The organism is Arthrobacter sp. M4, from assembly GCF_020251205.1.
GTDB lineage: Bacteria > Actinomycetota > Actinomycetes > Actinomycetales > Micrococcaceae > Arthrobacter.
The window spans coordinates 203,991-227,841 of the sequence record NZ_JAIWYX010000001.1; the positions used below are offsets into that span (position 1 = coordinate 203,991).

The following is a 23,851-nucleotide window of genomic DNA, read 5'->3' on the forward strand; positions in this document are numbered from 1 at the left end:
CTGAGACCTTTGGCAATATCCCCCAGACCTAGAAGAAATACTGAACTTGCCGGGCTGTGCCCGCAAAGCGTAGTCGCTACTCGATTTTCGGCGGATTGTACTTGATTTTTCTAAAAAATACCTTCTGACTACCTATGAATTACCTATATTCTGCCTTCGCGCGATATACCGTGGAGCGGCTAAAGTAGAACCATGCACGCGAGCCTCCTGCTTAGCTAGCCGCCCGGCACATTACGCCGAGCGGCCGCCCCTCCATGTCGAGGGGCTTTTGTGTGTTAGGGACCATCTGGTCCAAGGCAGGAGCGGGAACCGTCATGACCGGGCAGGCGTCATGGAAGAACAGAAGAGGGTAGCAGTGAGCGTTCAGCCGGAGACAGAAACCGGAACAGCACAGGCAGCAGGCGAGGGAAGCTCGGACGGCAGCTACAGTTTCGCTGCGATGGAGGCCAAGTGGCCACAGGTATGGGAAGACCTCAAAGTCTTCACGCCACTCGACGACGGATCCCGTGAACGCCGCTACGTCCTGGATATGTTCCCGTACCCTTCCGGCGACCTGCACATGGGGCACGCCGAGGCATTCGCAATGGGGGATGTGGTAGCGCGCTACTGGCGGCTCAAGGGATACGACGTGCTGCACCCAATTGGCTGGGACTCCTTCGGACTGCCGGCCGAGAACGCGGCCATCAAGCGCAACGCCCACCCGAGTGAGTGGACCTACGCCAACATTGAAACCCAGGCCGCCTCGTTCAAGCGGTACGGCCTGAGCCTGGACTGGTCCCGCCGCCTCCACACCTCGGACCCCGAATACTATCGGTGGACCCAGTGGCTTTTCCTGCGCTTCTACGAGCGTGGGCTCGCCTACCGCAAGAACCACCCGGTGAACTGGTGCCCCAAGGACCAGACCGTCCTAGCTAACGAGCAAGTTGTTAATGGTGCTTGTGAACGCTGCGGTACCCCAGTGACCAAAAAGGCGCTGAACCAGTGGTACTTCAAGATCACCGAGTATGCCGACCGCCTCCTGGACGACATGAACGAACTCGAAGGCCACTGGCCCGAGCGGGTTCTCGCCATGCAGCGGAACTGGATCGGCCGCTCCGAGGGGGCGCACGTCGACTTCGTCATCCAAGCAACAGACGGTGCCGACGGAAACTTGGCCGAAAACAAGGTCACCGTATTCACCACACGCCCCGACACCCTGTACGGTGCCACGTTCTTCGTCGTCGCCGCGGACGCTGACTTGGCCGCAGAGCTGGTCACTCCGGGACGTGCCGAAGCCCTCAGCGAATATCAGGACCGCGTCAAAGCGCTGTCGGAAATTGAGCGCCAGAACACGGACCGCGAAAAAACCGGCGTCTTCCTGGGACGCTACGCCATCAACCCGCTGAACGGGGAGAAGTTGCCCGTCTGGGCGGCCGACTATGTCCTGGCGGACTACGGGACTGGCGCCATCATGGCTGTTCCGGCCCATGATCAGCGTGACCTGGACTTTGCCAGGGCATTCGACCTTCCGGTGCGCGCAGTTTTGGACACGGGAGAAGAAGATCCCAACGTGTCCGGTATCGCCACGAGCGGTGAGGGCACCGTCATCAACTCAGGCCCCCTGGATGGACTGTCCAAGGCCGACGGCATTGCCAAGGCGATCGAGATCGTCGAGTCCGCCGGAACAGGCCAGGGCACCGTGAATTACCGTCTGCGTGACTGGCTCTTGTCACGCCAGCGGTTCTGGGGCGCACCCATCCCCATCATCCACTGCGAAGAATGCGGCGAGGTGCCGGTACCTGACGAGCAGTTGCCTGTGCGCCTGCCGGACGACCTCCGCGGCGAACAATTGGCCCCCAAGGGCACTTCTCCGCTGGCGGCGGCCGAGGGCTGGGTCAACGTGAGCTGCCCATCCTGCGGCGGTTCCGCCCGGCGTGATACGGACACCATGGACACCTTCGTGGACTCGTCCTGGTACTACCTGCGCTATCTGTCGCCTGACTACACCGAGGGCCCCTTCGATCCCGAGGCGGCGAAGGCATGGATGCCCGTGGCGCAGTATGTCGGCGGCGTGGAGCACGCCATTCTGCACCTGCTCTACAGCCGCTTCTTCACCAAGGTCATCAAGGACATTGGGCTGATCGACTTTGACGAGCCGTTCGCATCATTGATGAACCAGGGCCAGGTACTGAATGGCGGCAAGGCCATGAGCAAGTCCCTGGGCAACGGCGTGGACCTTGGCGAACAGCTCGACAAGTTCGGCGTTGACGCGGTTCGCCTCACCATGGTCTTTGCGTCCCCGCCGGAAGACGACATCGACTGGGCCGACGTGTCACCGGCCGCCTCGGCGAAGTTCCTCGCGCGTGCCTGGCGGCTCGGCCAGGACGTCAGCAGCGCTCCCGGCACCGACCCTTCCGACGGCGACAGGAGCCTGCGCTCCGTCACGCACCGAACGCTCGCCGACGTGTCGGATCTGGTCGAGGCACACAAGTTCAACGTCGTCATCGCGAAAGCGATGGAACTGGTCAATGCAACGCGCAAGTCGGTCGACAACGGCCCCGGCGGCTCCGACCCGGCAGTCCGTGAGGCTGTGGAGGCCGTCGCCATCATCCTGAGCATGTTCGCGCCCTACACGGCCGAGGACCTATGGAACGTCCTGGGACACCCGGCTTCGGTGGTTAACGCATCGTGGCCCGCCGTGGACGAGTCGCTCCTGGTCCAAGAGACGGTCACTGCTGTTGTCCAGGTACAGGGCAAGGTCAGGGATCGGCTGGAGGTTTCGCCCTCCATAGCCGACGCTGACCTCCAGGAACTGGCCTTGGCATCGGAGAACGTGCAGCGCGCCCTGGACGGCCGTGGCATCGCGAAGGTGATCGTACGGGCGCCTAAGCTGGTCAACATCGTCCCGGCCTAGCCGGTGAACGGCCGCCGGGCTTCCCGGCGGCCACCAACGGACCACAGGGGGTATGCGTGGCGGAGCGGGAACCCGGACGGTGGCTAAGGCTCCGTGACGCCTTGGTGCGCCTGCGCCAGCAGGCCGTTCAGGACAGCGGCGACCAGGCCGTCGTCGTACGAACCGCTGTTGTGACTGACTCTGCCGCTGCGCTCCCAGCCGAGTGGAGCGAGCCCCTGCTGGCCGACGGCCGGCTAACGGTGGTGCCGATGCCAGTAATGGTGGGCGACGAAATCTACGGCGAAGGCGACGACGACATCGCCCGGACGCTGTCCGTCGCCCTCGCTGCGGGATCGGTCGTCAAGACTTCCCGGCCCTCACCGGGGCAGTTCGAGCAGGCTTACCGGGTAGCGCAGGACCGGGGCTTCGAGTCGGTGGTGTCGATCCATATTTCTGCCGATCTGTCTGGCACGTCCGACGCCGCTCGACTGGCGGCTGGACGGGTTGGCATCCCTGTAGAAGTGCTCGACTCACGAACCGTTGGCATGGCACAGGGGATGGGTGTCCAGGCCGCGGTGGCGTCTGCGGGACAAGGCGCGGCCGCACCGGAATCGGTGCGGGCCGCCCAGGAATGCCTGGACCGCACTAAGGTGTACTTCTACGTGCCGAGCCTGGAGCAACTGCGCCGCGGCGGGCGGATCGGCACTGCCGCCTCGGTTCTTGGGACCATGCTCGCCATCAAGCCCATCTTGGCCGTCGACGGCGGCAAGATCGTTCCGGTGGAAAAGGTCCGGTCCGCTGCACGGGCCGTGGCGCGCCTCGAGGAAATTGCCGCTGCCGACGTGAAATCCCGTCCGCCCGGAGCAGCTCGTATTGCGGTGCACCATTTTGGTAACCAAGCTGAAGCCCGGCAACTTGCCGAACGGCTCGCGGAGCAATGCGGGGGATGCCCGGCTCCTCAGCTCAGTTCCCTTCCTGCAGTTCTTGCGGCCCACGCCGGCCTTGGTGTGCTCGCCGTCGTTGTGGGTGAGAGAGGGCATTCGGAGCATTTGTCCACATAGCTCCTTGTGCCAATGCGTTCATTCCGGCACGGAACCTAGGCTGAACAGCATGCCGCGACGGGACCGGGGAGCCTCAGCCACTACAGCGGCGCCTTCTGCGCGCCGCAGGTTGGCGGCCTCGCTCGGTCGCCCAGAGCCCGACGGCGGGCTGTTCCCTGATGATTCCGGCTTCCGTCCCAGCGGTGGAACGGATGACGCACACGCGGACTCAGCTGCTGCAGTCCTGCCCGATGGAGGAGTGCCTGAAGGTGTTCTGCCCCTCGAGGTCCCAAGCGCCGGAGACCCGTCCGCCAGTCGTAGGGACGCAAGGGCGGCAGAGCGCGACCTCCACCACAGGGACGCAGAAGACCGGGCCAGATGGAAAGCAAGGCCACGTATCGTCATGCTTCTGGTGTTGCCGGTGGTGATGCTGGCAGGTTGGTTCGCTTGGACCGCTTTTACCGGTCGGTCCACCGCTGTGCCGTTGGATCCAGTTGCCTCACATCAGGACGGATCCAAGCACGCGGTTGGTGCAAACACAGAGCCCAGCGGCGGCGGGAGGTCGGCCAAGCCGGTGGTGGTCCATGTTGCCGGTGCGGTGGCACGTCCCGGCGTCGTGACGCTCCCGGAGGGCAGCCGTGTGTTCGAAGCCATCGCAGCGGCAGGGGGAGCGGCCGCTGATGCCGACGCGAACCAGTTGAACCTGGCAGGCACGGTGCGGGACGGGGACAAGCTCCACGTGCCGCGGCGCGGGGAAGTCGCCCAAGTAGGCGGCGCGGGCAATGCCAATAGTGGGGCTCAATCGACGGCGGGCGGGGCATCCGGTGGAACTCCTACCGCCGCAGTTCCCGGACGAGCCGCCGGAGGAACTGTGAACATCAACCAGGCTACGGCGGAAGAGCTTGGCTCCCTGCCCCGGGTAGGGCCCGTCCTGGCGGGAAAGATCGTAACGTTTCGAACCGAGCATGGTCCGTTCAGCTCGGTCGACGAGCTGGACGCCGTGGACGGCATAGGTCCCAAGATGCTTGAAGCACTCCGTCCGTTCGTAACGGTGTGACAGTGCGGCGCAACATGAAGCAACTTTGCGCAGTGATCGTCGCACAACTAGTTGTCCGGCTCACGGCCAAGGACCCCGAAGCGGGCCGCACCCCAGTGACTGCAACCGAGTCCAGCAATTCCAGCCGAAACCAGCGTACGGGTGAGCCTGCAGCAAGCCGCCGGCGTGCGGATTTTCGCCTCGTTCCCACTGCCGGAATGGCATGGGCCACAGCAGGAGTTGCCAACGTCCTGCCCGCCGCACCTGTGCTGGTGGGCGGACTTCTCTTGCTGGCGGTCGGGGCTATCATCGGTGCCGTTAACGCCTGCAGCCGCGGCGCCAAAGGAATCACCTCCAGGACAGGGCTACCGCGGGGTTCCTTAGCCGCGACGGCCGCGTTGGCTATTCTTATGTCCGCTGCCGTAGCCATCCACGCCGGTGTTGGAGCACTGCAGCGCACCGAAGGTCATGTTCCGGACGCAGCGGATCGTGGCAGGACAGTCGTCGCCGAACTGGCTATCACGGGGCCGCCGCGCCCTCTCTCATCTGGGGGATCTTCCAGTGGCGAAGTCTCATCCGATCCGCCGGAAGCGCCAAGCAGCGGTACTCCGCGGCCGGGGTCCCGATGGGCCGTTCCGGCCAATATCGTGTCACTGACCACGGATGGCCAGCGCATTACGTCAGATGCCTCGCTGATTGTCACGGGCGGGACCGAATGGTCCCGACTGGTGCCGGGAGACAGGGTGCGGGCCGTGGGGAAACTCAAGGAAGGACAACCCGGACGCGCGGAGGCAGCGAGGCTCTCCGCCAGCGCTCCGCCCAGGCTGCTCGGGAAAGAGGCTCCACCCTTGGCCGCCCCCACCCAGCTCCGTGAGACTTTCCGGGCGGCGGCCGCGTTCCTGCACGGTGACGCGGCAGGCTTGCTTCCCGGCATGGTTACCGGCGATACGTCCAGTTTGGATGAGTCACTGGAGCAGGCCATGAAAACGGTGGGGCTGACCCATTTGACCGCAGTCAGCGGAGCCAATTGCAGCCTGGTTCTCGGTTGTCTTCTTGCTGCTGCCCGAAGCCTTCGGATGCCGCGCCCCCTTGCCACAATGGCGGCACTCTCCGGATTGTTGTGGTTTGTCACACTGGTTGGGCCTGATCCCAGCGTGCTCCGTGCCGCCGTGATGGGTGCCATTGCCATAGGAGCACTATCGGGTGGTCGAAGGGGCCGTTCATTGGGGTTCCTCTGCCTCGCCGTCACGGGACTCCTTATCGCCGATCCGTTGCTGGGGACCAGCGTGGGCTTTTTGCTCTCCGTGGCCGCTACAACGGGCATTCTGCTGCTCGGCGCCAAGCTTCAACGATGGCTTCAGACCTGGCTGCCCGGCTGGCTGGCGATGGCTCTTGCAGTGCCCCTCTCAGCCCAGCTCTTCTGCTCGCCTGTCGTTGTGGCCCTGCAACCGGGATTCTCGCCCTACGCGCTTATTGCAAACGTGGTGGCCGCTCCTTTCGTGGCGCCGATCACGGTCCTGGGAACACTCGCGGTGCCGGTGACACCTCTTTTGCCGTGGGCGGGCCACGGGCTTCTTTGGCTCGCGGGAGCCGCGACCGCTGGCGTGGCGGCGGTGGCAAGGTTTTTCGCCGGCCTCCCCGGGTCCACTCTTCCTTGGGCTGAGGGGCCAGTGGGGGTTTTCAGCATGATCCTGTGCTCCGTCGTGACCATTGGCCTGCTGTGGCTCCTCACGCACTCGCGCGCGGTCCTGGAAACAACCTTGGCGGCCCACACCCTTGTTGTCGGCTGGATGGACAGCTTTGCTCAGGGCTCCTTTGCTCAGGGCGCCGCCCGCCTCCCGCGTCCACGGTTCGCCTTTCCGTTAGTTCTCCGATCGGGCAGTTCGGGGACCGGTTCGGGCAAGCCTCGAAGGTCTGGCAAGCGGAAGCGGGGCTCGCCTTGAGTGGCAGCGTTGCAAGCGCGGGAGCCACTGACGGCATCTTGTTGGCCATGGCAGACTTGTAGTCTGCAAGAAACCTTCCGGGAGGACCTGACATTGGCTGCTGCCCAAAACCTACGTTCCAAGGGCGCGCCTGTTGGTCCGGCCGGATGGCGGAACATCGACCCAGCCCCTGTGGTGCTTATCACCGGACCCGAGGAGTACCTGGGCATCCGCGCCATGGACAGGATCCGAAGCCAGGTTCGTTCCTCCCAGCCCGACGTCGAAGTCACTAGGCTGAATGCGGCCTCCTACGAACCTGGTGCGCTGGCAATGGCGGCGGCTCCGTCCCTCTTCGGAGAAGGGAAGTTGATCGAAGTCGACGGCCTTGAAGCGATGAACGAGGCATTTCTGGCAGACGCAATGGCTTTTATCGCTAATCCTGCGGATGATGTCGTCCTGGTCCTGCGGCATGCAGGCGGCGCACGGGGAAAAAAGCTGCTTGACGCCGTCAAGGCGGGCGGCTGGCCGTCCGTGGATTGCCAGCCACTCAAGAAGGACACGGACAAGACGGCGTTCGTTGTGGCTGAATTCAAAGCCGGAGGCAGGCGGATCGAACCGCAGGCAGTCCAGGCCCTCGTGAACGCCGTCGGCGCCAGTCTCTCCGAACTGGCTGCCGCGTGCAGTCAGCTCATCTCTGATTCCACAACAACCGTTGATACCGAAACCGTGGAAAAGTACTACGGAGGAAGGGTTGAGGCCACGGCATTCAAGGTTGCCGACGCAGCAATGGCGGGTAACGCCGCGCTTGCCCTTTCAAGTCTTCGGCACGCCCTCGCAACGGGGGTTGACCCCGTGCCGCTGGTTGCTGCCTTGGCGTCGAAGCTCCGGATACTCGCCAAGGTTGCCGGGGCGCAAGGATCACCGGCGCAAATTGCCCGTCAACTGGGGATGCAGCAGTGGCTTGTCGAGCAGGCCCAAAGGGACGTCCGGCGTTGGACGCCTGAAGGGCTGATTCGTTCAATTCAGGTCACGGCGGAGGCTGATGCCCAAGTTAAGGGCTTGGCCAGGGACCCCGTTTATGCTGTGGAGCACGCCGTCACGGTCATAGCCACTTCTGCTGCCAGGCGCTGACCGGTGCTGTCGTAGTGGTTGCTGAAAACACTACTGGCCGGCCATCCCCTGAGGGATGCCGGCCAGTGGTCAGCTCAGTCGAACTGGAAAACCTTAGAGGGCGTTGACCTTCTTGGAGATCGCCGACTTGCGGTTTGCAGCGTTGTTCTTGTGAATAACACCCTTGCTGACAGCCTTGTCCAGCTTGCGGCTGGCAGCGATAAGAGCAGTAGTCGCAGCATCCTTGTTCGCTGACTCAACAGCGGTGTTGACCGCGCGGATGGCGGTCTTCAACTCGGACTTGACGGCGTTGTTACGCAGGCGAGCCTTCTCGTTGGTCAGGATGCGCTTCTTCTGGGACTTGATATTAGCCACGTGTGAACTCTCTTTTTAATGCGGAAATGGTCTAGAGGGCTTTCAGGTTGGCCATCGACTGAGCGGCGTGGGGATGCCTATGGCAGCCAACCATCAGTGACCGTCGACCTGCACGGACACACAGCCATAAATCTTAGCAGATCAGCGAAGGTTGGGCTGGATCGATCAATAGTTCCGCACCGGGTTGGCTACTTCCACCCTTGCCGAATCCGAAGGGCAGACGCCACGGCCCGGAAGGTCCGGGAATCCAACACGGCGCCTTCACGCCTAATGCCTTCCGGATCCACGCGGATGATCCTGTCCAGCCGCGCCTCGCTGGGCCGGCGCCTGGCATCCCAGGGGCCAACACCGATGTCGACGTAGTCCTCGGCATAGCGGTGATTGTCATGGTCCTTGCTGGTTAGCATCAACCCCAGCAGCCAGTTGCCATCACGGCCTACGAGGAGCACAGGGCGATCCTTGCCTTGGGTGAAATCCTCCTCGAAGGGTACCCACGACCACACTATTTCTCCCGGATCGGGCCTGCCGTCGGGGCTGGGCGAATATTTCAGGGTTGCCTGTCCTTGGAAGTCCCCCGGGTAGCGCCTGCTTAGCGTTTCGGTCCGGGACTGCTGCGCTTCTTTGCGTACCGGGGCAGCGCGAAGAACACGGAGTGATCGCCTGAGCAGGTTTCCAAGGGAGCCGAGATTGAGTGCCATGCCTCCACGGTAGGCGACGGTGGTGCAATCGGTTGTCCTGCGCCTGGCAGTCACGCACTCAACGCGAGGGGCGCCCGGACCTTCTCCACCGATGCGCGCCATAGGGCCGGGACGTGGGAGACTAGAGGATCAGATATGCGGCCGGGCCCGAACAACTGGAACTTCAGAGCCTGCCGTGTGAGTGTCGACAGTAAGGACTCTGCGTGTCTCCCATGGCCCGCACCGCCCCGGTGCCTGCCGCAACAGATCCGGCGATCATCCGGAACTTCTGCATCATCGCCCACATCGACCACGGTAAGTCGACCCTTGCGGACCGCATGCTGCAGTTCACCGGTGTCGTCCAGGCCCGGGACATGAAGGCCCAGTACCTGGACCGTATGGACATCGAGCGGGAGCGCGGCATCACCATCAAGTCGCAGGCCGTGCGCATGCCGTGGGAAGTGGATAATACCGCCTACGCGCTGAACATGATCGACACTCCCGGCCACGTCGACTTCACTTACGAAGTTTCGCGGTCACTTGCTGCCTGTGAAGGTGCCGTCCTCCTCGTGGACGCGGCACAGGGCATCGAGGCGCAGACCCTGGCCAACCTCTACCTGGCCATGGAGAACGACCTCACAATCATCCCGGTCCTCAACAAGATCGACCTCCCGGCGGCGCAGCCTGAGAAGTATGCGGAAGAACTCGCCAACCTCATCGGCGGCGACCCCGACGAAGTGATGAGGGTTTCCGGCAAAACAGGCATTGGCGTTGAGTCCCTCCTCGACCGCATCGTGCGGGACATCCCGGCGCCCGTCGGTCAGGCAGATGCGCCCGCCCGCGCAATGATCTTCGACTCCGTGTATGACACGTACCGCGGCGTTGTCACTTACGTTCGCGTCGTTGACGGACACCTGAGCCCGCGCGAGCGCATCCAGATGATGTCTACCAAGGCAAGCCACGAACTTCTTGAGATCGGAGTGAGTTCCCCGGAACCGGTCCCCACCAAGGGGCTTGGCGTCGGCGAAGTAGGTTATCTCATCACTGGCGTGAAGGATGTTCGCCAGTCCAAGGTAGGTGATACGGTCACCAACCAGGCAAAGCCGGCATCTGAGTCACTGGGCGGTTACCAGGATCCGAAGCCGATGGTTTTCTCCGGCCTGTACCCCTTGGACGGGACGGACTACCCGAACCTGCGCGAGGCGCTGGACAAGCTCAAGCTGAACGATGCCGCGCTGGTCTATGAGCCGGAAACCTCCGCGGCCCTTGGCTTTGGCTTCCGCGTGGGCTTCCTGGGTCTTCTGCACCTTGAGATCGTGCGTGAGCGCCTGGAGCGGGAGTTCAATCTGGACCTCATTTCGACGGCGCCAAACGTTGTCTATGAGGTGACACTTGAGGACAAATCCGTCAGGACTGTGACTAACCCTTCCGAGTTCCCCTCCGGAAAGATCAACGAGGTACGTGAACCGATGGTGGCCGCCACCATCCTGGCCCCCAACGAATTCGTAGGTGCCATCATGGAACTTTGCCAAGGCCGTCGTGGACAGATGCGCGGCATGGACTACTTGTCCGAGGACCGTGTCGAGATGCGCTACTGGATCCCCCTCGCGGAGATCGTCTTCGACTTCTTTGATCAACTGAAGTCCAAGACACGCGGTTACGCTTCGCTTGACTGGAAAGCCGAAGGCGAGCAGGTGGCCGATCTGGTCAAGGTGGACATCCTTCTGCAGGGCGAGCAGGTGGACGCGTTCAGTGCGATCACCCACCGTGACAAGGCCTACGCGTATGGCGTCATGATGACGTCCAAGCTGCGCGAATTGATCCCCAGGCAGCAATTCGAGGTTCCCATCCAGGCTGCCATCGGCTCCCGGATCATCGCCCGCGAAAACATTCGCGCTATCCGCAAAGACGTCCTCGCCAAGTGCTATGGCGGTGACATCACGCGTAAGCGCAAGCTGCTTGAAAAGCAGAAGGAAGGCAAGAAGCGCATGAAGATGGTGGGCCGAGTAGAGGTCCCGCAGGAAGCGTTCATCGCAGCCCTTACCACCGACGACAGCAGCAAGGACAAGGCAAAAAAGTAGTGAACCACGCGGCAACCCCGCTGCACGGAGGCTTCCGTGCCTAGCGTTTTGCCCATCGGCGCCCCTGCGCCGCTGGACGGGAGCCTGCCTGTCCAAGTGATCGAAGGTGCCACCAGCCGCACGTTCAGCCTCTACGTGCACATTCCGTTCTGCGCCGTGCGCTGCGGGTACTGCGACTTCAACACATACACGGCCACAGAGCTGGGCGGAGGGGCGTCACAGGACGCCTACGCCGCTACGGCCGTTTCGGAAGTCGAGTTCGCTGCCCGGGCCATGGACGCGGCGGGGCTGCCGTCCCGGACGCTCAGCACTGTGTTCTTCGGTGGCGGAACGCCCACCCTTCTCCCGGCCGGCGACCTGGCCCGGATACTCGCTGCCGCCGTCGAACAGTGGGGCATCGCAGACGGGGCCGAAGTCACCACTGAAGCCAACCCGGACTCTGTCACGCCGGAATCGCTGCAAGTGCTTGCCGAGGCCGGATTCACGCGTGTGTCCTTTGGCATGCAGTCCGCGGTGCCTCACGTGCTCAAGGTCTTGGACCGCACGCACACTCCCAGCCGGGTGCCGCTGGTGGTGCAGTGGGCCCGCGATGCCGGACTTTCGGTCAGCCTCGACCTGATTTACGGCACGCCGGGCGAATCGATGGACGATTGGCGGAGGTCCCTCGAGACCGCCCTGTCCTACAACCCGGACCATATCAGCGCCTATGCGTTGATCGTCGAAGAGGGTACCAAGCTCGCTGCCCAAATCCGGCGGGGCGAAGTGCCCGGCATTGACGACGACGATCATGCCGCGAAGTACGAACTGGCCGATGAGCTCATCTCTGCGGCCGGCCTGACATGGTACGAGGTCAGCAACTGGTCCCGCACCCCTGAGCAGGCATGCCGCCACAATCTCGCGTACTGGCAGGGTGGTGACTGGTGGGGGATTGGTCCGGGTGCGCACTCCCACATAGGCGGTGTCCGCTGGTGGAACGTCAAGCACCCAACGGCCTACGCCTCACGGCTCGCGGCGGGCCACTCGCCCGCCGCTGGCCGGGAGACGCTCGACGCCGGCACTCGGGCCATGGAGCGCATCATGCTTGAAGTGCGGCTCGGCAGCGGACTCGATGTCGATGCGCTGGACAAAGTGGGACGGCACGCGATGGCCGGACTAATCGCCGAAGGGCTGGTTGAACCAGCTGCGGCCTTTAGGGGAAAGCTGGTACTGACGTTGAAAGGCCGGCTGCTGGCAGATGCCGTAGTGCGGCGCGTGCTGCCCGACTAGCTCCGTGCTGGGCTACTTGATCCAGCGGAGGTTGAACCGGTAGCGGTGCGGCTGGCCATGGTTGACGTGAATTCCAGCTGACACGGCGAAGCAGGTGAGGGCTATCCAAATGGCCGTGGCAATAACGGCAAAGAAGTTGCCGACCACAGGAACTATCACCAGGATATTCGCGATCACCGCCGCAATCGTGGGTGGCAGGGTGAAGTTCAGGGCTTCCTTCGACTCCTGTGCGGTAAATGGACCACGGTCGCGGAAGATCAGGTAGATCAGAAGGGACGGCACACAGCCCAGGATCCCGCCGAAGTGTGCAAGCGTGGCCCATTGGCGGTCCTCACTGGCCGTCAGGGGTAGGGCATTTGCGGGGACGCCATGGTAAGGGGGCTGGCCGGAGGCCTTGTCCTGGTCGTCATGAGCGTCTGGTGCCACGGTTTCTTCCTTCAAAATCTGCTGAGAGGCATTGGTGCCTTCCCAGAATACTGCTTTGGTACGTCAGGGACCGTTCGCGCGGCCGAAACCACCGGGTGTCGCGGTGGCATCGCGGAACGGGTTCAGAGGGCTGGGGGACTGGTTATTGCACGGTCAGGAAGTCGATGACTTCCTCCACCCGGCCCAGCAGCGAAGCCTCGAGGTCAGCGTATGTGCGTACGGCACCCAGGAGTTTCTGCCAGGCAAGGCCGATGTCCTCCGAAGTGGAGTGCGGCCATCCGAAAGCCCGGAGGATGCCAGTCTTCCAGTCCATGCCCCTCGGCACCTCAGGCCAGCGTTCAATGCCCAGCACCTTTGGCCGGATAGCCTGCCAGACATCCACATAAGGGTGTCCGACGATCAGCACATTTCCCGCAGCGCCCGGAAGCGTCATGGCGTCGGCTGCGATGCGCCATTCCTTCGAGTCCGGTACCAGGTGGTCCACCAGTATGCCCAACCGCCTGGCCGGCCCCGGCGAGAATGCCTCAATTGCGGTCTTGAGGTCGTCGATGCCGTGGAGAGGCTCGACGACGATGCCCTCCACGCGCAGGTCGTCGCCCCAAACTTTTTCGACCAGTTCGGCGTCGTGCTTGCCCTCTACCCAGATCCTGTTGGCTTTGGCCACTTGGGCACGTTGCCCTGTGACCCGGACGGACCCGGACGCCGTCCGTCCAGGAGTGCTGCCGTTGCCGTCAGCGGCCTGGCGCGGAACTGGCGGGAGGAGCTTGATGGGCTGGCCCTCAAGGAGGAATCCGAAGCCCAACTGGAAAAAACGGGATTTGCCCCGCCGGTCTTCCAACGCAATTATGTGCATCCCCCCGGACTTCTCCACGCGAATGACGGCGCCCACCCATCCCGTCTGAGAGTCCTCCAGCACCATTCCACGTTCGACGGGAACTTCCGGGAGCGACGCCTTGGCCGGCGCGGTGAGGTCCTGGGGACCCCATTGGTGGTAGGACACGCGATTCCCGCACTCTCAAGGTCTGGCGGACAAGCCGCACTGAACAGTGCCGGCTTGTTCCGCGTTTTCGCTCTGGGCCGTACCAATGCTAGCAACGGGGTGGAACATAATAGACTTGTTAGCACTTAGGCACGCTGAGTGCTAATGTCCTGCGCCGGGGCGCAGGGCAGCGGCAGGAGAATGGACTGGAGGTGGATAGTGAGCGAGCAGCGCAAACTCGAAGTACTGCGGGCAATCGTTGAGGACTACGTCCACTCGCGCGAGCCCGTGGGCTCCAAGGCGCTCGTGGAGCGTCACCATCTGGGCGTCTCCAGTGCCACCATCCGCAACGACATGGCTGCGCTGGAGGAAGAGGGCCTGATCGTTGCCCCACACACCAGCGCAGGACGCATACCCACGGACAAGGGATACCGACTTTTCGTGGACCGCATCTCCGCGGTTAAGCCATTGTCGGCCGCCGAACGGCGGGCCATCCATTCGCTCCTTGAGGGCCCGGAAGACCTGGACGACATCCTCGAGCGTACTGTGCGGCTGTTGTCGCAACTGACAAACCAGGTGGCCGTCGTCCAATACCCGCATTTGGATCGTGCCAAGGTGCGGCACATCGAATTTGTGCTCCTTGGCCCGCGCCAGGTTCTCGTGGTGCTTATCGCAGACACCGGCCGCGTGGAACAGAAAGTCGTTGTGGCGAACTCGGACGTGACTGATGAGGTGCTGACGTCCATCCGTTCGCGTTTCCTGCACGACACCCTGGGAACGCAATTGGGCCTCTTGCCGCAAATCCTGCCGGGCGTGGTTGCGCTGATGCCTTCTGCCGAGCGGTCCATCGCACTGGCCCTGGCGCACGGCCTCGCTGCCCTCGCGGCAGGAACCAGGGATGAGCGCATGGTTATGGCCGGTACGGCCAACCTGGCGCGCTCCAACGTTGATTTCCCGCTCACCATTGGCCCCATTTTGGAAGCCCTGGAGGAACAGGTGGTTATGCTGCGCCTCCTCACAGACATGGCTGAAGACTCGCGCGGGGTAGCGGTCAGTATCGGGCGGGAAAATCCATACAACGGTCTGTCCGAAGCTTCGGTTGTGGCCACGGCATACGGTCCCGGCGCAAGTGCCAAGATCGGTATCCTGGGTCCCACCCGGATGGACTATCCCACCACAATGTCGGCCGTACGCGCCGTCGCCAGATACTTGTCCCGCATCCTGGCCGGCTGAGCTCCGCGCACCGGCATAAAGATAGATCAACCAGGAAGAGAAACCGACTTTGAGCAGCCATTACGACGTATTGGGCGTCTCACCGGAAGCCACCGGTGAAGAGATCAAGAAGGCGTACCGCAAGCTGGCACGCACGCTCCACCCCGACGTTAATCCCGGGGAGGACGCCGCTGAACGGTTCAAGGCTGTGACGCATGCCTACGAAGTCCTCTCAGACCCACAAAAGCGGCATGTCTATGACACCACGGGCAATGAGAACGGCACGGATACCGGTTTCGGTGGCTACACCGGCCAGGGCTTCGCCTTCCAGGACATTTTCGACACGTTCTTCGGGGGCGGCGGGTCCGCGGGCCCGGCATCACGGGTCCGCCGTGGACAGGACGCCCTCATCAGCGTGAGGATCGAACTTCGGGACGCGGTCTTCGGCGTGAACAAGAGGCTCGAAGTCGACACCGCCGTCGTTTGCCCCACCTGTGATGGATCCTGCTGCCGTCCGGGCACGCATCCGGAGCGCTGTGACATTTGTGGCGGCAGCGGGCAGGTCCAGCGTGCCGTCCGTTCGATCCTCGGCCAGGTTATGACCACCGCTCCGTGTGGTTCCTGCGAGGGATTCGGCACCATCATCAAGGACCCCTGCAACGAGTGCAACGGCCAAGGCCGCATCCGCAGCCGCCGCTCGCTGACGGTCAAGGTACCGGCCGGCGTCGCCACCGGCACGCGGATCCAGCTTGCCGGCCAGGGCGAGGCGGGCCCCGCCGGCGGACCCGCAGGCGACCTCTACGTGGAGATTCGCGTTAATCCCGATCCCATGTTCGTCAGGGAAGGTGACGACCTGCATGCGACACTGAGCGTGCCCATGACTGCCGCGGCGCTTGGAACGGAACTGACCCTGGAAACCTACGACGGCACCCAGGACATTGACGTCAAGGCCGGCACTCAGTCCGGTGAGGTCATCACTATGCGAGGCCTGGGTGTCACGCACTTGCGCGGCTATGGCCGCGGAGACCTGAAGGTTCACCTGCAGGTGGAGACCCCCACCAAAATGGACGCCGCGCAGGAGGAGTTGCTTAGGCAGTTGGCCAAGCTGCGGGGTGAGCAGTACACAGAGGGGAAGCTGGTGGCCAGCGGAGGCATGTTCGCCAAGCTAAGGGACAAGCTGGGTAACCTGTAGCGGTGAGCAATCCGGTCTTCTTCACGACACCCGGCGCCCTTGACCACACGCAGCCGGGTTCGGTGTTCGTGCTCGACGGCGCAGAGGCGCGGCACGCCGTCACCGTCAAGAGGATTGCCGTGGGCGAGGCAGTGGACATCGTCGACGGCGCCGGCCGCCGGCTCAGTGGCACCGTCACCGAGGTCGGCCAGACGAGCCTTGCCGTTATGGCAGGCTCCGTGGTTTTGGAGCCGCAGCCGTCAACCCGTCTGGTCCTTGTCCAGGCACTCGCCAAGGGGGACAGGGACGAGCTTGCCGCAGAAACAGCCACCGAACTGGGCGTGGACGCAGTAGTGCCCTGGCAGTCGGAGCGCTCAATTGTGCGGTGGAAGGGCGACAGGGCCGCCAAAGCCCATGCCAAGTGGCAGTCTGTCGTCTCTGCCGCCGCCAAACAGGCCCGTCGGGCCTGGATTCCGGAGGTGCGGTCTATCGTCGACAGTTCAGGATTGGCCCGCGCCGTGGAGGCAGCAGACCTCGCCGTCGTGCTGCATGAAGCAGCCAAGCGGTCCTTCCGCGCTGTCTTGGAAGAATGGTTGGAGCGCAATACGGGCTCCAATCCGGCGGAAGTCCGGGAAGTCTTGCTCATTGTCGGGCCGGAGGGCGGCATCTCCCCGCGCGAGGTCACGCGGCTGAGCGACGCCGGAGCTGTCACCGCCCTGCTGGGCCACCATGTCTTGAGGTCGTCGACGGCGGGACCGGCCGCCGTCGTTCTGGCCAGCGACGTCCTTCGGCGCTGGTAGGGCGGCGGCAGACATTCCGGGCTCGGCTATTCGAGGAGCGGGATGACGGGTCTGGCGTGCACGGCAACTACCAGCGTCGTTCCTACTTAATAACGAACAGCCTGGTGTCCGTCACCACTTCTGAACCGCCATCCGCGCTGACCAGGGAAGCCCGCAGTTCGTATTTTCCGCCAGTCAGTCCCACGGTGAAGTTGAACGCACCGCCCTGTCCTGATTCCGCGGACGGATTCGCCTGGCCGTTGACGACGGGAACCTTGTCGCCATTGGCGTTCTCGCGCAGGATCTGCCAGCGGACAGGCCGGTTTGGAACCGTGCTCCTTCCCGTGAACCTGACAGCCCCCGGTGGAAGCGAAGTGTCTTCCTGCGGGTCGATGATCCACACTGGCGCTACGAGTGAAGCGTTGCGGGACATGGGATCGCCCAGCTTTACCTGCCCGAACGCCATGTAGTCCTTGTGTCCATCAACCAGGATCACCACCTGCAGCTGCTGTCCGGTATCGATGAGTCCCGAACTTGCAGCCGCCGCCGTTGCCGTATACACCAGCTGCTGGACAGCGCGCTGCGCCATTCCCGCGTCGAGGTTGCTGTTAAAGGCACCCTTGGATACATCCACGGTTATGACGTTCTTGCCCGAAATCGACGTCGCCAGGCTGTCCGGTTCTTGCCATGGCGTGAAGAAATCACGGTCCAGCGGTTTTTGGGACATCATGATGCGCAGGGCCGTGGTTACAGGGTTTTCCTGTCCGGAGATATCCCTGAATTCGCGGTACAGGTAGACGTTTTCACCGCTGCGGCCAATCCAGTAGACAGGTACTTTGTTCGACGCCTGTGTGGTTTCCAACGGAGCGTTGGTGGCTGGCGCGCTGGGGACGCCTGCCGCGCTCAGGGGCGTCGGCTCCCGTGACGTATTCTGGCTCCCGCCGGCCTGGGCTACGCAGCCACTCAGCATCAGCGCAGCGCTGAGCAGGCCGGAAAGCACGGCGGAGCGGGTCCGCCAGTGTGCCGGCCTTGCAGGAGAGGTGCGCTGCCTGATGGTGGATCCTGTTCGTTGCTTCACGGAGGCTACTCCGCATTGTGGTAGACGGTGGTGGACGCGGTGCTGGATTCCGGCGGTTGGGGTGGCCGTTTGCGTCCTGTATTGCCAGCTTGACATACGTGACTGCTCCAAAAAGTGGGAATCCGGGATTCGCGGGCAACTGCAACAGGATTGATATGCGGCCGATATGCACTTGAGATCTATTAACGTGGGCGCTGAACCTCACCGCGCCGCAGCCCTCGTTGAAGGCTGGCCGGGGCCTGTCCGGCGTTACCCTGGCGTAGGATGGAAAGCACCTGCAGCAGCGAAATCCACGAACCGGAGGAGCATTGGCCCAAGCGGCCGGCACCATGACTGAGTCACTCAACGCCCGCCCCAGAACGAATGCCGCTGAGTCCGGCATAGGGGAATTCCCGCACACGGTTCCCGGGGTCCGGACGGAGGTGATCTTGTTCGACGACTCCGAGCAAATGGTCCAATCATTGGGCAGCCATGACGAGGCCCTTCGCTACATTGAGGCACAGTTCCCCGATGTCGATTTCCACGTCCGCGGCAATGAATTGTCCCTCAGCGGCCCCGTGCAGGACGTGCCGCGCATCATGCGGTTGCTTCAGGAAATCCGTGGGCTTGTGGCAAAAGGGACAATCATCACGCCGGATGTCCTCCAGCAGTTGGTGTCCCTGCTTCGCGCCCAGACAGCGCAGAACCCGGTGGAAGTGCTCACGCACAACATTCTTTCCAGCCGGGGCAGGACCATTCGTCCCAAGACGCTCAACCAGAAGAGTTATGTCGACGCGATCGACGACAACACGGTCATATTCGGAATCGGTCCAGCGGGTACGGGCAAAACCTATCTGGCGGTGGCAAAGGCTGTCCAGGCGCTGCAGATGAAGGAGGTAAACCGGATCATCCTCACCCGCCCGGCTGTCGAAGCGGGGGAGCGGCTTGGTTTCCTCCCCGGGACGCTGAGCGACAAGATCGATCCCTATCTCCGTCCCCTCTATGACGCCCTGCACGACATGATGGATCCTGAGTCCATACCCCGGCTGATGGCCGCAGGCACCATTGAGGTCGCGCCGCTTGCGTACATGCGCGGCCGCACCCTCAACGACGCCTTCATCATCCTCGACGAGGCGCAGAACACCACGCCGGAGCAAATGAAGATGTTCCTCACCCGGCTCGGCTTCGGATCAAAAATGGTGGTGACGGGAGATATCACCCAGGTGGACCTGCCCTTTGGGACGAGGTCTGGGTTGAAGATCGTCCAGGAGATCCTCGCCGGCATTGAAGATGTCAATTTCACGATGCTGGACGCGGGCGACGTCGTCCGGCACCGGCTGGTAGCGAACATTGTTTCTGCCTACAACGTCTGGGACGAAGAGCAACAGCTGCGGACCAGGCGTGCGGCCCAGGACAAAGACAAGCGGGGGGAGCGCAAGTGAGCATCGAGGTCAACAACGAGTCCGGCGTCCAGGTGGACGAGGCCCAACTGGTGACCCTGTCACGGTTCATCTTCGAGCGCCTCTACATCCACCCACAGGCTGAGCTTTCCATCCTCCTTGTTGATGAACCGGCGATGGAAAAACTGCACATCGAACTTATGGACGAGCCCGGGGCTACAGATGTTCTGTCGGTTCCCATGGACGAACTGACCCCAGGGACCCCTGAAAAGCCGGCACCGCAGGGAATGCTGGGCGATATTGCAATCTGCCCGCAGGTGGCACAGGTCCAGGCGAAGAATGCTGGCCACTCCACGCAGGAAGAGATGCTCCTGCTGACCACGCATGGCATCCTGCACCTCCTCGGCTTTGACCACGCTGAGCCGGAGGACAAGGAAGAAATGTTCGGCCTGCAGCGCGATCTTCTGTCCGCCTTCCTGGGTAAGGATGCCCCCAGGGAGACCATGCAGTGACTCAGCTGATCCTGGTCATTATGGCCATGGTCTTCCTCGGGTTTGTGGCGGTACTGACGGCGGCAGAGGCCGCGTTCAGCTTCCTTCCGAGGCACGAGGCGGCTCAGGCGCTCGTCCAAAGCCGCGGCACTGCCCTTCGCCGTATCCTGGAACAGCCCGTTTCACATATCCGGGCGCTGCGCTTCTGGCGCGTCTGGTTTGAGATGGCGGCCGCCGTTGCCGTCGCCCTGCTGGTGCTTAGCGTTTTGGACAACGTCTGGCTGGCTGGCTTGGCGGCTACGGGCATCATGGCCGTGGTCGGCTTTGTCCTGGTGGGTGTTTCCCCTCGCCAGATTGGCCGGCAGCATCCGGGCGGCGTTGTCCGTGTGACCGCTCGGCTGATTCGCTTCCTGTGTTGGATCCTGGGACCCGTGCCCAGCTGGTTGGTTTCACTCGGCAGTGCCGTGGCGCCCGGAGCGCCCGGCGGGGATGAGTCTTTCTTCAGTGAAGAGGAGTTCCGCGAGCTGGTTGATCGCGCGTCCGAATCTGCCGTCATCGAGGATGATGAGGCTGAACTGATCCAGTCGGTATTCGACTTCGGTGACACGATGGTGCGTTCCGTTATGGTTCCGCGAACCGACATGGTGTGCATCGAAAGCGGTTCCTCGCTGCAGCAGGCCATGGCGCTGTTCCTGCGCTCCGGCTACTCGCGCATTCCGGTCATCGGCGAGAATGCCGACCAGATCCTGGGCATCGTCTACCTCAAGGATGTTGCGGCCGCGCTTCACGGCACTGAAACCGATTTGCCACGAACAGTTGACAGGCTGTCCAGGGAAGCGCGGTATGTCCCGGAGTCGAAACCAGTGAGCGTCCTGCTCAAGGAGCTTCAACAGGAGTCCACGCATGTCGCCGTCGTTATAGACGAGTACGGCGGAACCGCGGGCCTCGTCACCCTTGAAGACCTCATCGAGGAAATTGTCGGGGAAATCGTCGATGAATATGACTCCGCCAGTGCGGACGCCGTGCGGCTGCCGGATGGCAGCTACCGGGTCAGCTCCCGGATGAGCATCGACGACCTCGGCGAGCTGTTCGACCTGGACCTCGACGACGACGAGGTGGACACCGTGGGCGGACTGCTTGCAAAGGCGCTCGGCCGTGTCCCGATCGTAGGCAGTTCGGTGGAAGTCGCCGGACTGTTACTCAGGGCCGATAGGCTTGAAGGTCGACGGAATCGCGTCAGCCACATCATTGCGGCAGCTATTCCAAAGGAAGAAACTGACCTAAACGGCGTCCTCGAGGAAGCCGAGAAAACGCAGCAGCAGGGAGCCCCACGTGAGCAAGCAGAGTAAGAAGCACGACGCCGAGGACCCCTACGGCGGATTCCGTGCCGGCTTTTCCGTGCTTGTGGGACGCCCAAATGCCGGAAAATCCACGCTGACCAATGCGCTGGTTGGCCAGAAAGTTGCCATCACATCGGCCAAGCCACAGACCACCAGGCACACCATCCGGGGGATCGTGCACAGGGCGGACGCACAATTGGTACTGGTGGATACGCCGGGCCTGCACCGCCCCCGTACGCTCCTCGGCAAGCGCCTCAATGAGCTGGTCGCCGACACGTTGGCGGAAGTGGACGCCATTGGGTTCTGCATCCCCGCCAACGAAAAAATCGGCCCTGGAGACAGGTTCATCGCCACCCAGCTGGCAGGGGTTGGCCGCAAACCAGTGGTTGCCCTCGTTACCAAGACGGACCTTGTAGACCGGGCTGCGCTCACGGAACAGTTGATTGCCGTCACCGAGCTCGGCAAGGAAGTCCTGGGCGGCGAAGGCTGGGCGGACATCGTGCCGGTATCCGCCCAAGACGGCTTCCAGGTGAACACGGTGGCCGATGTCCTCATCAGGCACATGCCGCCGTCGCCGCCGTTGTACCCGGACGGCGAGCTGACCGACGAACCGGAAGCCGTGATGGTTGCAGAACTTGTCCGTGAAGCCGCGTTGGAAGGCGTTCGCGACGAGCTCCCGCATTCCCTCGCCGTAGTGGTGGAGGAGATTGTCCCGCGCGAAGGCAGGTCGGAAGACAACCCACTGCTGGACGTACGCGTCAACCTTTACGTGGAGCGGCCCTCGCAGAAGGCGATCATTATTGGGAAGTCGGGTAGCCGCCTGCGTGAAGTAGGAACCAACGCCCGGAAGGGCATCGAGGCGCTCCTTGGCACGCGGATCTACCTGGACCTGCACGTCAAGGTAGCCAAAGACTGGCAGCGCGACCCCAAGCAATTGGTGAAGCTCGGATTCTAGGGGAGAAACTGCCGCCAAGGCTACTCCCAGTTTTTCCACCTAGAATGGCCGGAACCCCATTTCCGAGGAAAGGTAAACCGAGTGGTGCGACGTCGTGATGACTGCGCTGGCGACTTAGGCGCAGGCCACACCCGAACCGCCGCACGCCACTACGAGGCCGCGGACACCTTGCCGGCACGGCACATGAACCAACCCAAGGGCTGGCCGCTGTGGCTGAAGATCACTACCTGGACCGCTTCAGTCGTGATCCTCGCCGGAGTAGCTTTTGCCGCCTACTGGGTGATCCGCCTGCAGGCCAACATCAACACGGCACCCTTGTCCGCCGGTGAGGGCAAAGTCAGCAATACGAACGACAGCACGGACAGGCTCCAGATCCTGGTCCTTGGCTCCGATACGCGCGACGGCAAGAATTCGCAGTACGGAACGGCACAGGATTCCACCGGGTACGGCCAGTCCGACGTCATGATGCTCTTGGACATTTCCAAGGACAACAAACGGGTCAGTGTCACCAGCTTCCCGCGTGACCTGCTAGTGGATATCCCTGCCTGTACAGACCACAAAACGGGTAAGAAGTACCCTGCCCGCGGCGGAGTGATGATCAACACGGCAATGGCTGAAGCGGGGATTGGCTGCGCTGTGGATACCGTCAACAAACTGACGGGAATGGAAATCGACCACTTCATGATGGCCGACTTCAACGCGGTCAAGGAACTCTCCGCCACGGTGGGCGGCGTGGATGTTTGCATCACCGATTCCGTCTTCGATCCCGATTCCGGCCTGAGGCTCCCCAAGGGCACCTCCCAGGTGGAAGGCGAACAGGCCCTGGCATTCCTTCGGGCACGGCACGCCTTTGCCGACGGTGGCGACCTCGGCCGAATCAAAGCGCAGCAGGGATTCTTGTCTGCGCTCACACGGAAGATCAAGTCCGACGGCACCTTGGGTGACCCACAGAAGCTCCTCCGTATTGCCGACGTCGTGACCAAGAACCTGACCGTCGATGAGGGCCTCGCCAATGTCCAGTCCCTCCTGACCATCGGCGGCCGCCTCAAGGACATTGACGTGTCCAAGGTTGCGTTCGTCGCCGTTCCCACGCAGCCTGCACCGAGCGACCCCAACCGCCTGACACTTGTGCAGCCACAAGCCACGCAGTTGTTCGCGGCGCAGCGCGCCGACTTGGACCTGACGTCGCCGGGCGAGGGGGCCACACCGTCGCCAACGCCGTCAGCGCCGCCGTCGACGGCTCCCACCACCCCGCAGGCACCGCCTGCTCCGGCCTACAACAAGGCACTTCAGCCCGTCGCCGTGGCAGACGGCACGGGGGCCCCTGCAAGGGCCCAGGAGCTCGCGCAGGCTCTGATCGGGGCAGGCTTTACGAAGTCCGTGCACTTCGCCGCCCAGCCGGTGGGCCAAACGGTGGTTTACTACGGTCCTGGATTTGCCGATGTGGCCGCGGACGTCGCCGCGCAATTCGGGATTCCTGCAGCGCAAGTCCAGCCCACTCCCACTGTGAACGGGGTTCAGCTTTACGTTGGAAGCGATTTTGCTTCGGGCTTGAAGTACGGGCAGGCGAGTGTTCCCAAGGACGTCGTGAACCAGACTGCCAGCGACGTTGTATGCCAGGTGGCGAATCCGGAGGTCATCACGGGCTGAGCCCCGGAAGGC

General features: G+C 62.9%; 20 protein-coding genes. 15 read left to right on the plus strand and 5 right to left on the minus strand.

Annotated features, from left to right (window positions below; genetic code table 11):
- Positions 1-355: 355 nt before the first annotated feature.
- The 5 genes from leuS (at position 356) to holA (ending at position 8,001) form a co-directional block, all read left to right on the plus strand.
- On the plus strand, positions 356-2,893 hold the full coding sequence (gene leuS / locus LD110_RS00960; RefSeq protein WP_225496396.1) for a leucine--tRNA ligase: 2,538 nt from the start codon (positions 356-358) through the stop codon (positions 2,891-2,893).
- 56 nt (positions 2,894-2,949) lie between these two features.
- Positions 2,950-3,933, plus strand: coding sequence for a DegV family protein (locus tag LD110_RS00965; protein WP_225495700.1), 984 nt, complete (start codon positions 2,950-2,952; stop codon positions 3,931-3,933).
- A 49-nt stretch (positions 3,934-3,982) separates the two neighbouring features.
- Positions 3,983-4,969, plus strand: a complete 987-nt coding sequence (locus tag LD110_RS00970) for a helix-hairpin-helix domain-containing protein (protein ID WP_225495701.1) — start codon at positions 3,983-3,985, stop codon at positions 4,967-4,969.
- 14 nt (positions 4,970-4,983) lie between these two features.
- Positions 4,984-6,891 (plus strand): ComEC/Rec2 family competence protein, encoded by a 1,908-nt coding sequence (locus LD110_RS00975; protein WP_225495702.1) that lies wholly within the window; start codon positions 4,984-4,986, stop codon positions 6,889-6,891.
- A 93-nt stretch (positions 6,892-6,984) separates the two neighbouring features.
- Complete coding sequence (holA, locus tag LD110_RS00980) at positions 6,985-8,001, plus strand: DNA polymerase III subunit delta (protein WP_225495703.1); 1,017 nt, start codon at positions 6,985-6,987, stop codon at positions 7,999-8,001.
- Positions 8,002-8,094: 93 nt separating this feature from the next.
- Here the strand turns inward: holA and rpsT are convergent, their stop codons facing one another.
- Together rpsT and LD110_RS00990 are read right to left on the minus strand one after the other, a co-directional pair.
- A complete protein-coding gene (gene rpsT, locus LD110_RS00985) occupies positions 8,095-8,355 on the minus strand; it encodes a 30S ribosomal protein S20 (RefSeq protein WP_225495704.1) in 261 nt (86 codons plus the stop codon).
- Positions 8,356-8,543: 188 nt separating this feature from the next.
- Positions 8,544-9,053: a type II toxin-antitoxin system PemK/MazF family toxin gene (locus LD110_RS00990; RefSeq protein ID WP_225495705.1), complete on the minus strand. Its 510-nt coding sequence runs from the start codon at positions 9,051-9,053 to the stop codon at positions 8,544-8,546.
- A gap of 203 nt (positions 9,054-9,256) precedes the next feature.
- Here LD110_RS00990 and lepA point away from each other — a divergent pair, with 203 nt between their 5' ends.
- Positions 9,257-11,113, plus strand: coding sequence for a translation elongation factor 4 (lepA, locus tag LD110_RS00995; protein ID WP_225495706.1), 1,857 nt, complete (start codon positions 9,257-9,259; stop codon positions 11,111-11,113).
- A gap of 36 nt (positions 11,114-11,149) precedes the next feature.
- Positions 11,150-12,379, plus strand: a complete 1,230-nt coding sequence (gene hemW / locus LD110_RS01000) for a radical SAM family heme chaperone HemW (RefSeq protein WP_225495707.1) — start codon at positions 11,150-11,152, stop codon at positions 12,377-12,379.
- 12 nt (positions 12,380-12,391) lie between these two features.
- Here the strand turns inward: hemW and LD110_RS01005 are convergent, their stop codons facing one another.
- Together LD110_RS01005 and LD110_RS01010 are read right to left on the minus strand one after the other, a co-directional pair.
- On the minus strand, positions 12,392-12,805 hold the full coding sequence (locus LD110_RS01005) for a DUF4870 domain-containing protein (protein ID WP_225495708.1): 414 nt from the start codon (positions 12,803-12,805) through the stop codon (positions 12,392-12,394).
- A 142-nt stretch (positions 12,806-12,947) separates the two neighbouring features.
- Positions 12,948-13,805, minus strand: coding sequence for a DUF3097 domain-containing protein (locus tag LD110_RS01010; protein WP_225495709.1), 858 nt, complete (start codon positions 13,803-13,805; stop codon positions 12,948-12,950).
- A gap of 198 nt (positions 13,806-14,003) precedes the next feature.
- Here LD110_RS01010 and hrcA point away from each other — a divergent pair, with 198 nt between their 5' ends.
- Genes hrcA through LD110_RS01025 form a run of 3 tightly spaced genes read left to right on the plus strand, consistent with a single transcriptional unit; the run spans position 14,004 to position 16,967 of the window.
- On the plus strand, positions 14,004-15,017 hold the full coding sequence (gene hrcA, locus LD110_RS01015) for a heat-inducible transcriptional repressor HrcA (protein ID WP_225495710.1): 1,014 nt from the start codon (positions 14,004-14,006) through the stop codon (positions 15,015-15,017).
- A 49-nt stretch (positions 15,018-15,066) separates the two neighbouring features.
- Positions 15,067-16,188, plus strand: a complete 1,122-nt coding sequence (dnaJ, locus tag LD110_RS01020; protein ID WP_225495711.1) for a molecular chaperone DnaJ — start codon at positions 15,067-15,069, stop codon at positions 16,186-16,188.
- Between the two features lie 2 nt (positions 16,189-16,190).
- A complete protein-coding gene (locus LD110_RS01025) occupies positions 16,191-16,967 on the plus strand; it encodes a 16S rRNA (uracil(1498)-N(3))-methyltransferase (RefSeq protein ID WP_225495712.1) in 777 nt (258 codons plus the stop codon).
- Between the two features lie 82 nt (positions 16,968-17,049).
- Here the strand turns inward: LD110_RS01025 and LD110_RS01030 are convergent, their stop codons facing one another.
- Positions 17,050-17,916 (minus strand): GerMN domain-containing protein, encoded by an 867-nt coding sequence (locus tag LD110_RS01030; RefSeq protein WP_225496397.1) that lies wholly within the window; start codon positions 17,914-17,916, stop codon positions 17,050-17,052.
- 437 nt (positions 17,917-18,353) lie between these two features.
- On the opposite strand from LD110_RS01030, the gene LD110_RS01035 reads away from it, so the two are divergent.
- The 5 genes from LD110_RS01035 to LD110_RS01055 all read left to right on the plus strand — a co-directional run bounded on the left by LD110_RS01035 (position 18,354) and on the right by LD110_RS01055 (position 23,839).
- On the plus strand, positions 18,354-19,445 hold the full coding sequence (locus LD110_RS01035; protein WP_225495713.1) for a PhoH family protein: 1,092 nt from the start codon (positions 18,354-18,356) through the stop codon (positions 19,443-19,445).
- Complete coding sequence (gene ybeY / locus LD110_RS01040) at positions 19,442-19,915, plus strand: rRNA maturation RNase YbeY (RefSeq protein ID WP_225495714.1); 474 nt, start codon at positions 19,442-19,444, stop codon at positions 19,913-19,915. Before LD110_RS01035 ends, ybeY begins: the two co-directional genes overlap by 4 nt.
- Positions 19,912-21,243 carry a hemolysin family protein gene (locus LD110_RS01045; RefSeq protein WP_225495716.1) on the plus strand — a complete coding sequence of 444 codons (1,332 nt, stop codon included), beginning with the start codon at positions 19,912-19,914 and terminating at the stop codon, positions 21,241-21,243. The genes ybeY and LD110_RS01045 overlap by 4 nt, the downstream gene beginning before the upstream one ends.
- Positions 21,227-22,189 carry a GTPase Era gene (gene era / locus LD110_RS01050; protein ID WP_225495717.1) on the plus strand — a complete coding sequence of 321 codons (963 nt, stop codon included), beginning with the start codon at positions 21,227-21,229 and terminating at the stop codon, positions 22,187-22,189. The genes LD110_RS01045 and era overlap by 17 nt, the downstream gene beginning before the upstream one ends.
- A gap of 81 nt (positions 22,190-22,270) precedes the next feature.
- Positions 22,271-23,839 (plus strand): LCP family protein, encoded by a 1,569-nt coding sequence (locus LD110_RS01055; RefSeq protein WP_374200291.1) that lies wholly within the window; start codon positions 22,271-22,273, stop codon positions 23,837-23,839.
- Positions 23,840-23,851: the final 12 nt, after the last annotated feature.

What these genes read in the sequence shown, in the direction of transcription:
- LD110_RS00970 (WP_225495701.1), top strand. Translation starts at nt 3,983, where the DNA reads ATGCCGCGACGGGACCGGGGAGCCTCAGCCACTACAGCGGCGCCTTCT.
- LD110_RS00975 (WP_225495702.1), top strand. Translation starts at nt 4,984, where the DNA reads ATGAAGCAACTTTGCGCAGTGATCGTCGCACAACTAGTTGTCCGGCTC.
- LD110_RS00990 (WP_225495705.1), bottom strand. Translation starts at nt 9,053, where the DNA reads ATGGCACTCAATCTCGGCTCCCTTGGAAACCTGCTCAGGCGATCACTC.
- LD110_RS01030 (WP_225496397.1), bottom strand. Translation starts at nt 17,916, where the DNA reads ATGCTGAGTGGCTGCGTAGCCCAGGCCGGCGGGAGCCAGAATACGTCA.
- LD110_RS01035 (WP_225495713.1), top strand. Translation starts at nt 18,354, where the DNA reads ATGACTGAGTCACTCAACGCCCGCCCCAGAACGAATGCCGCTGAGTCC.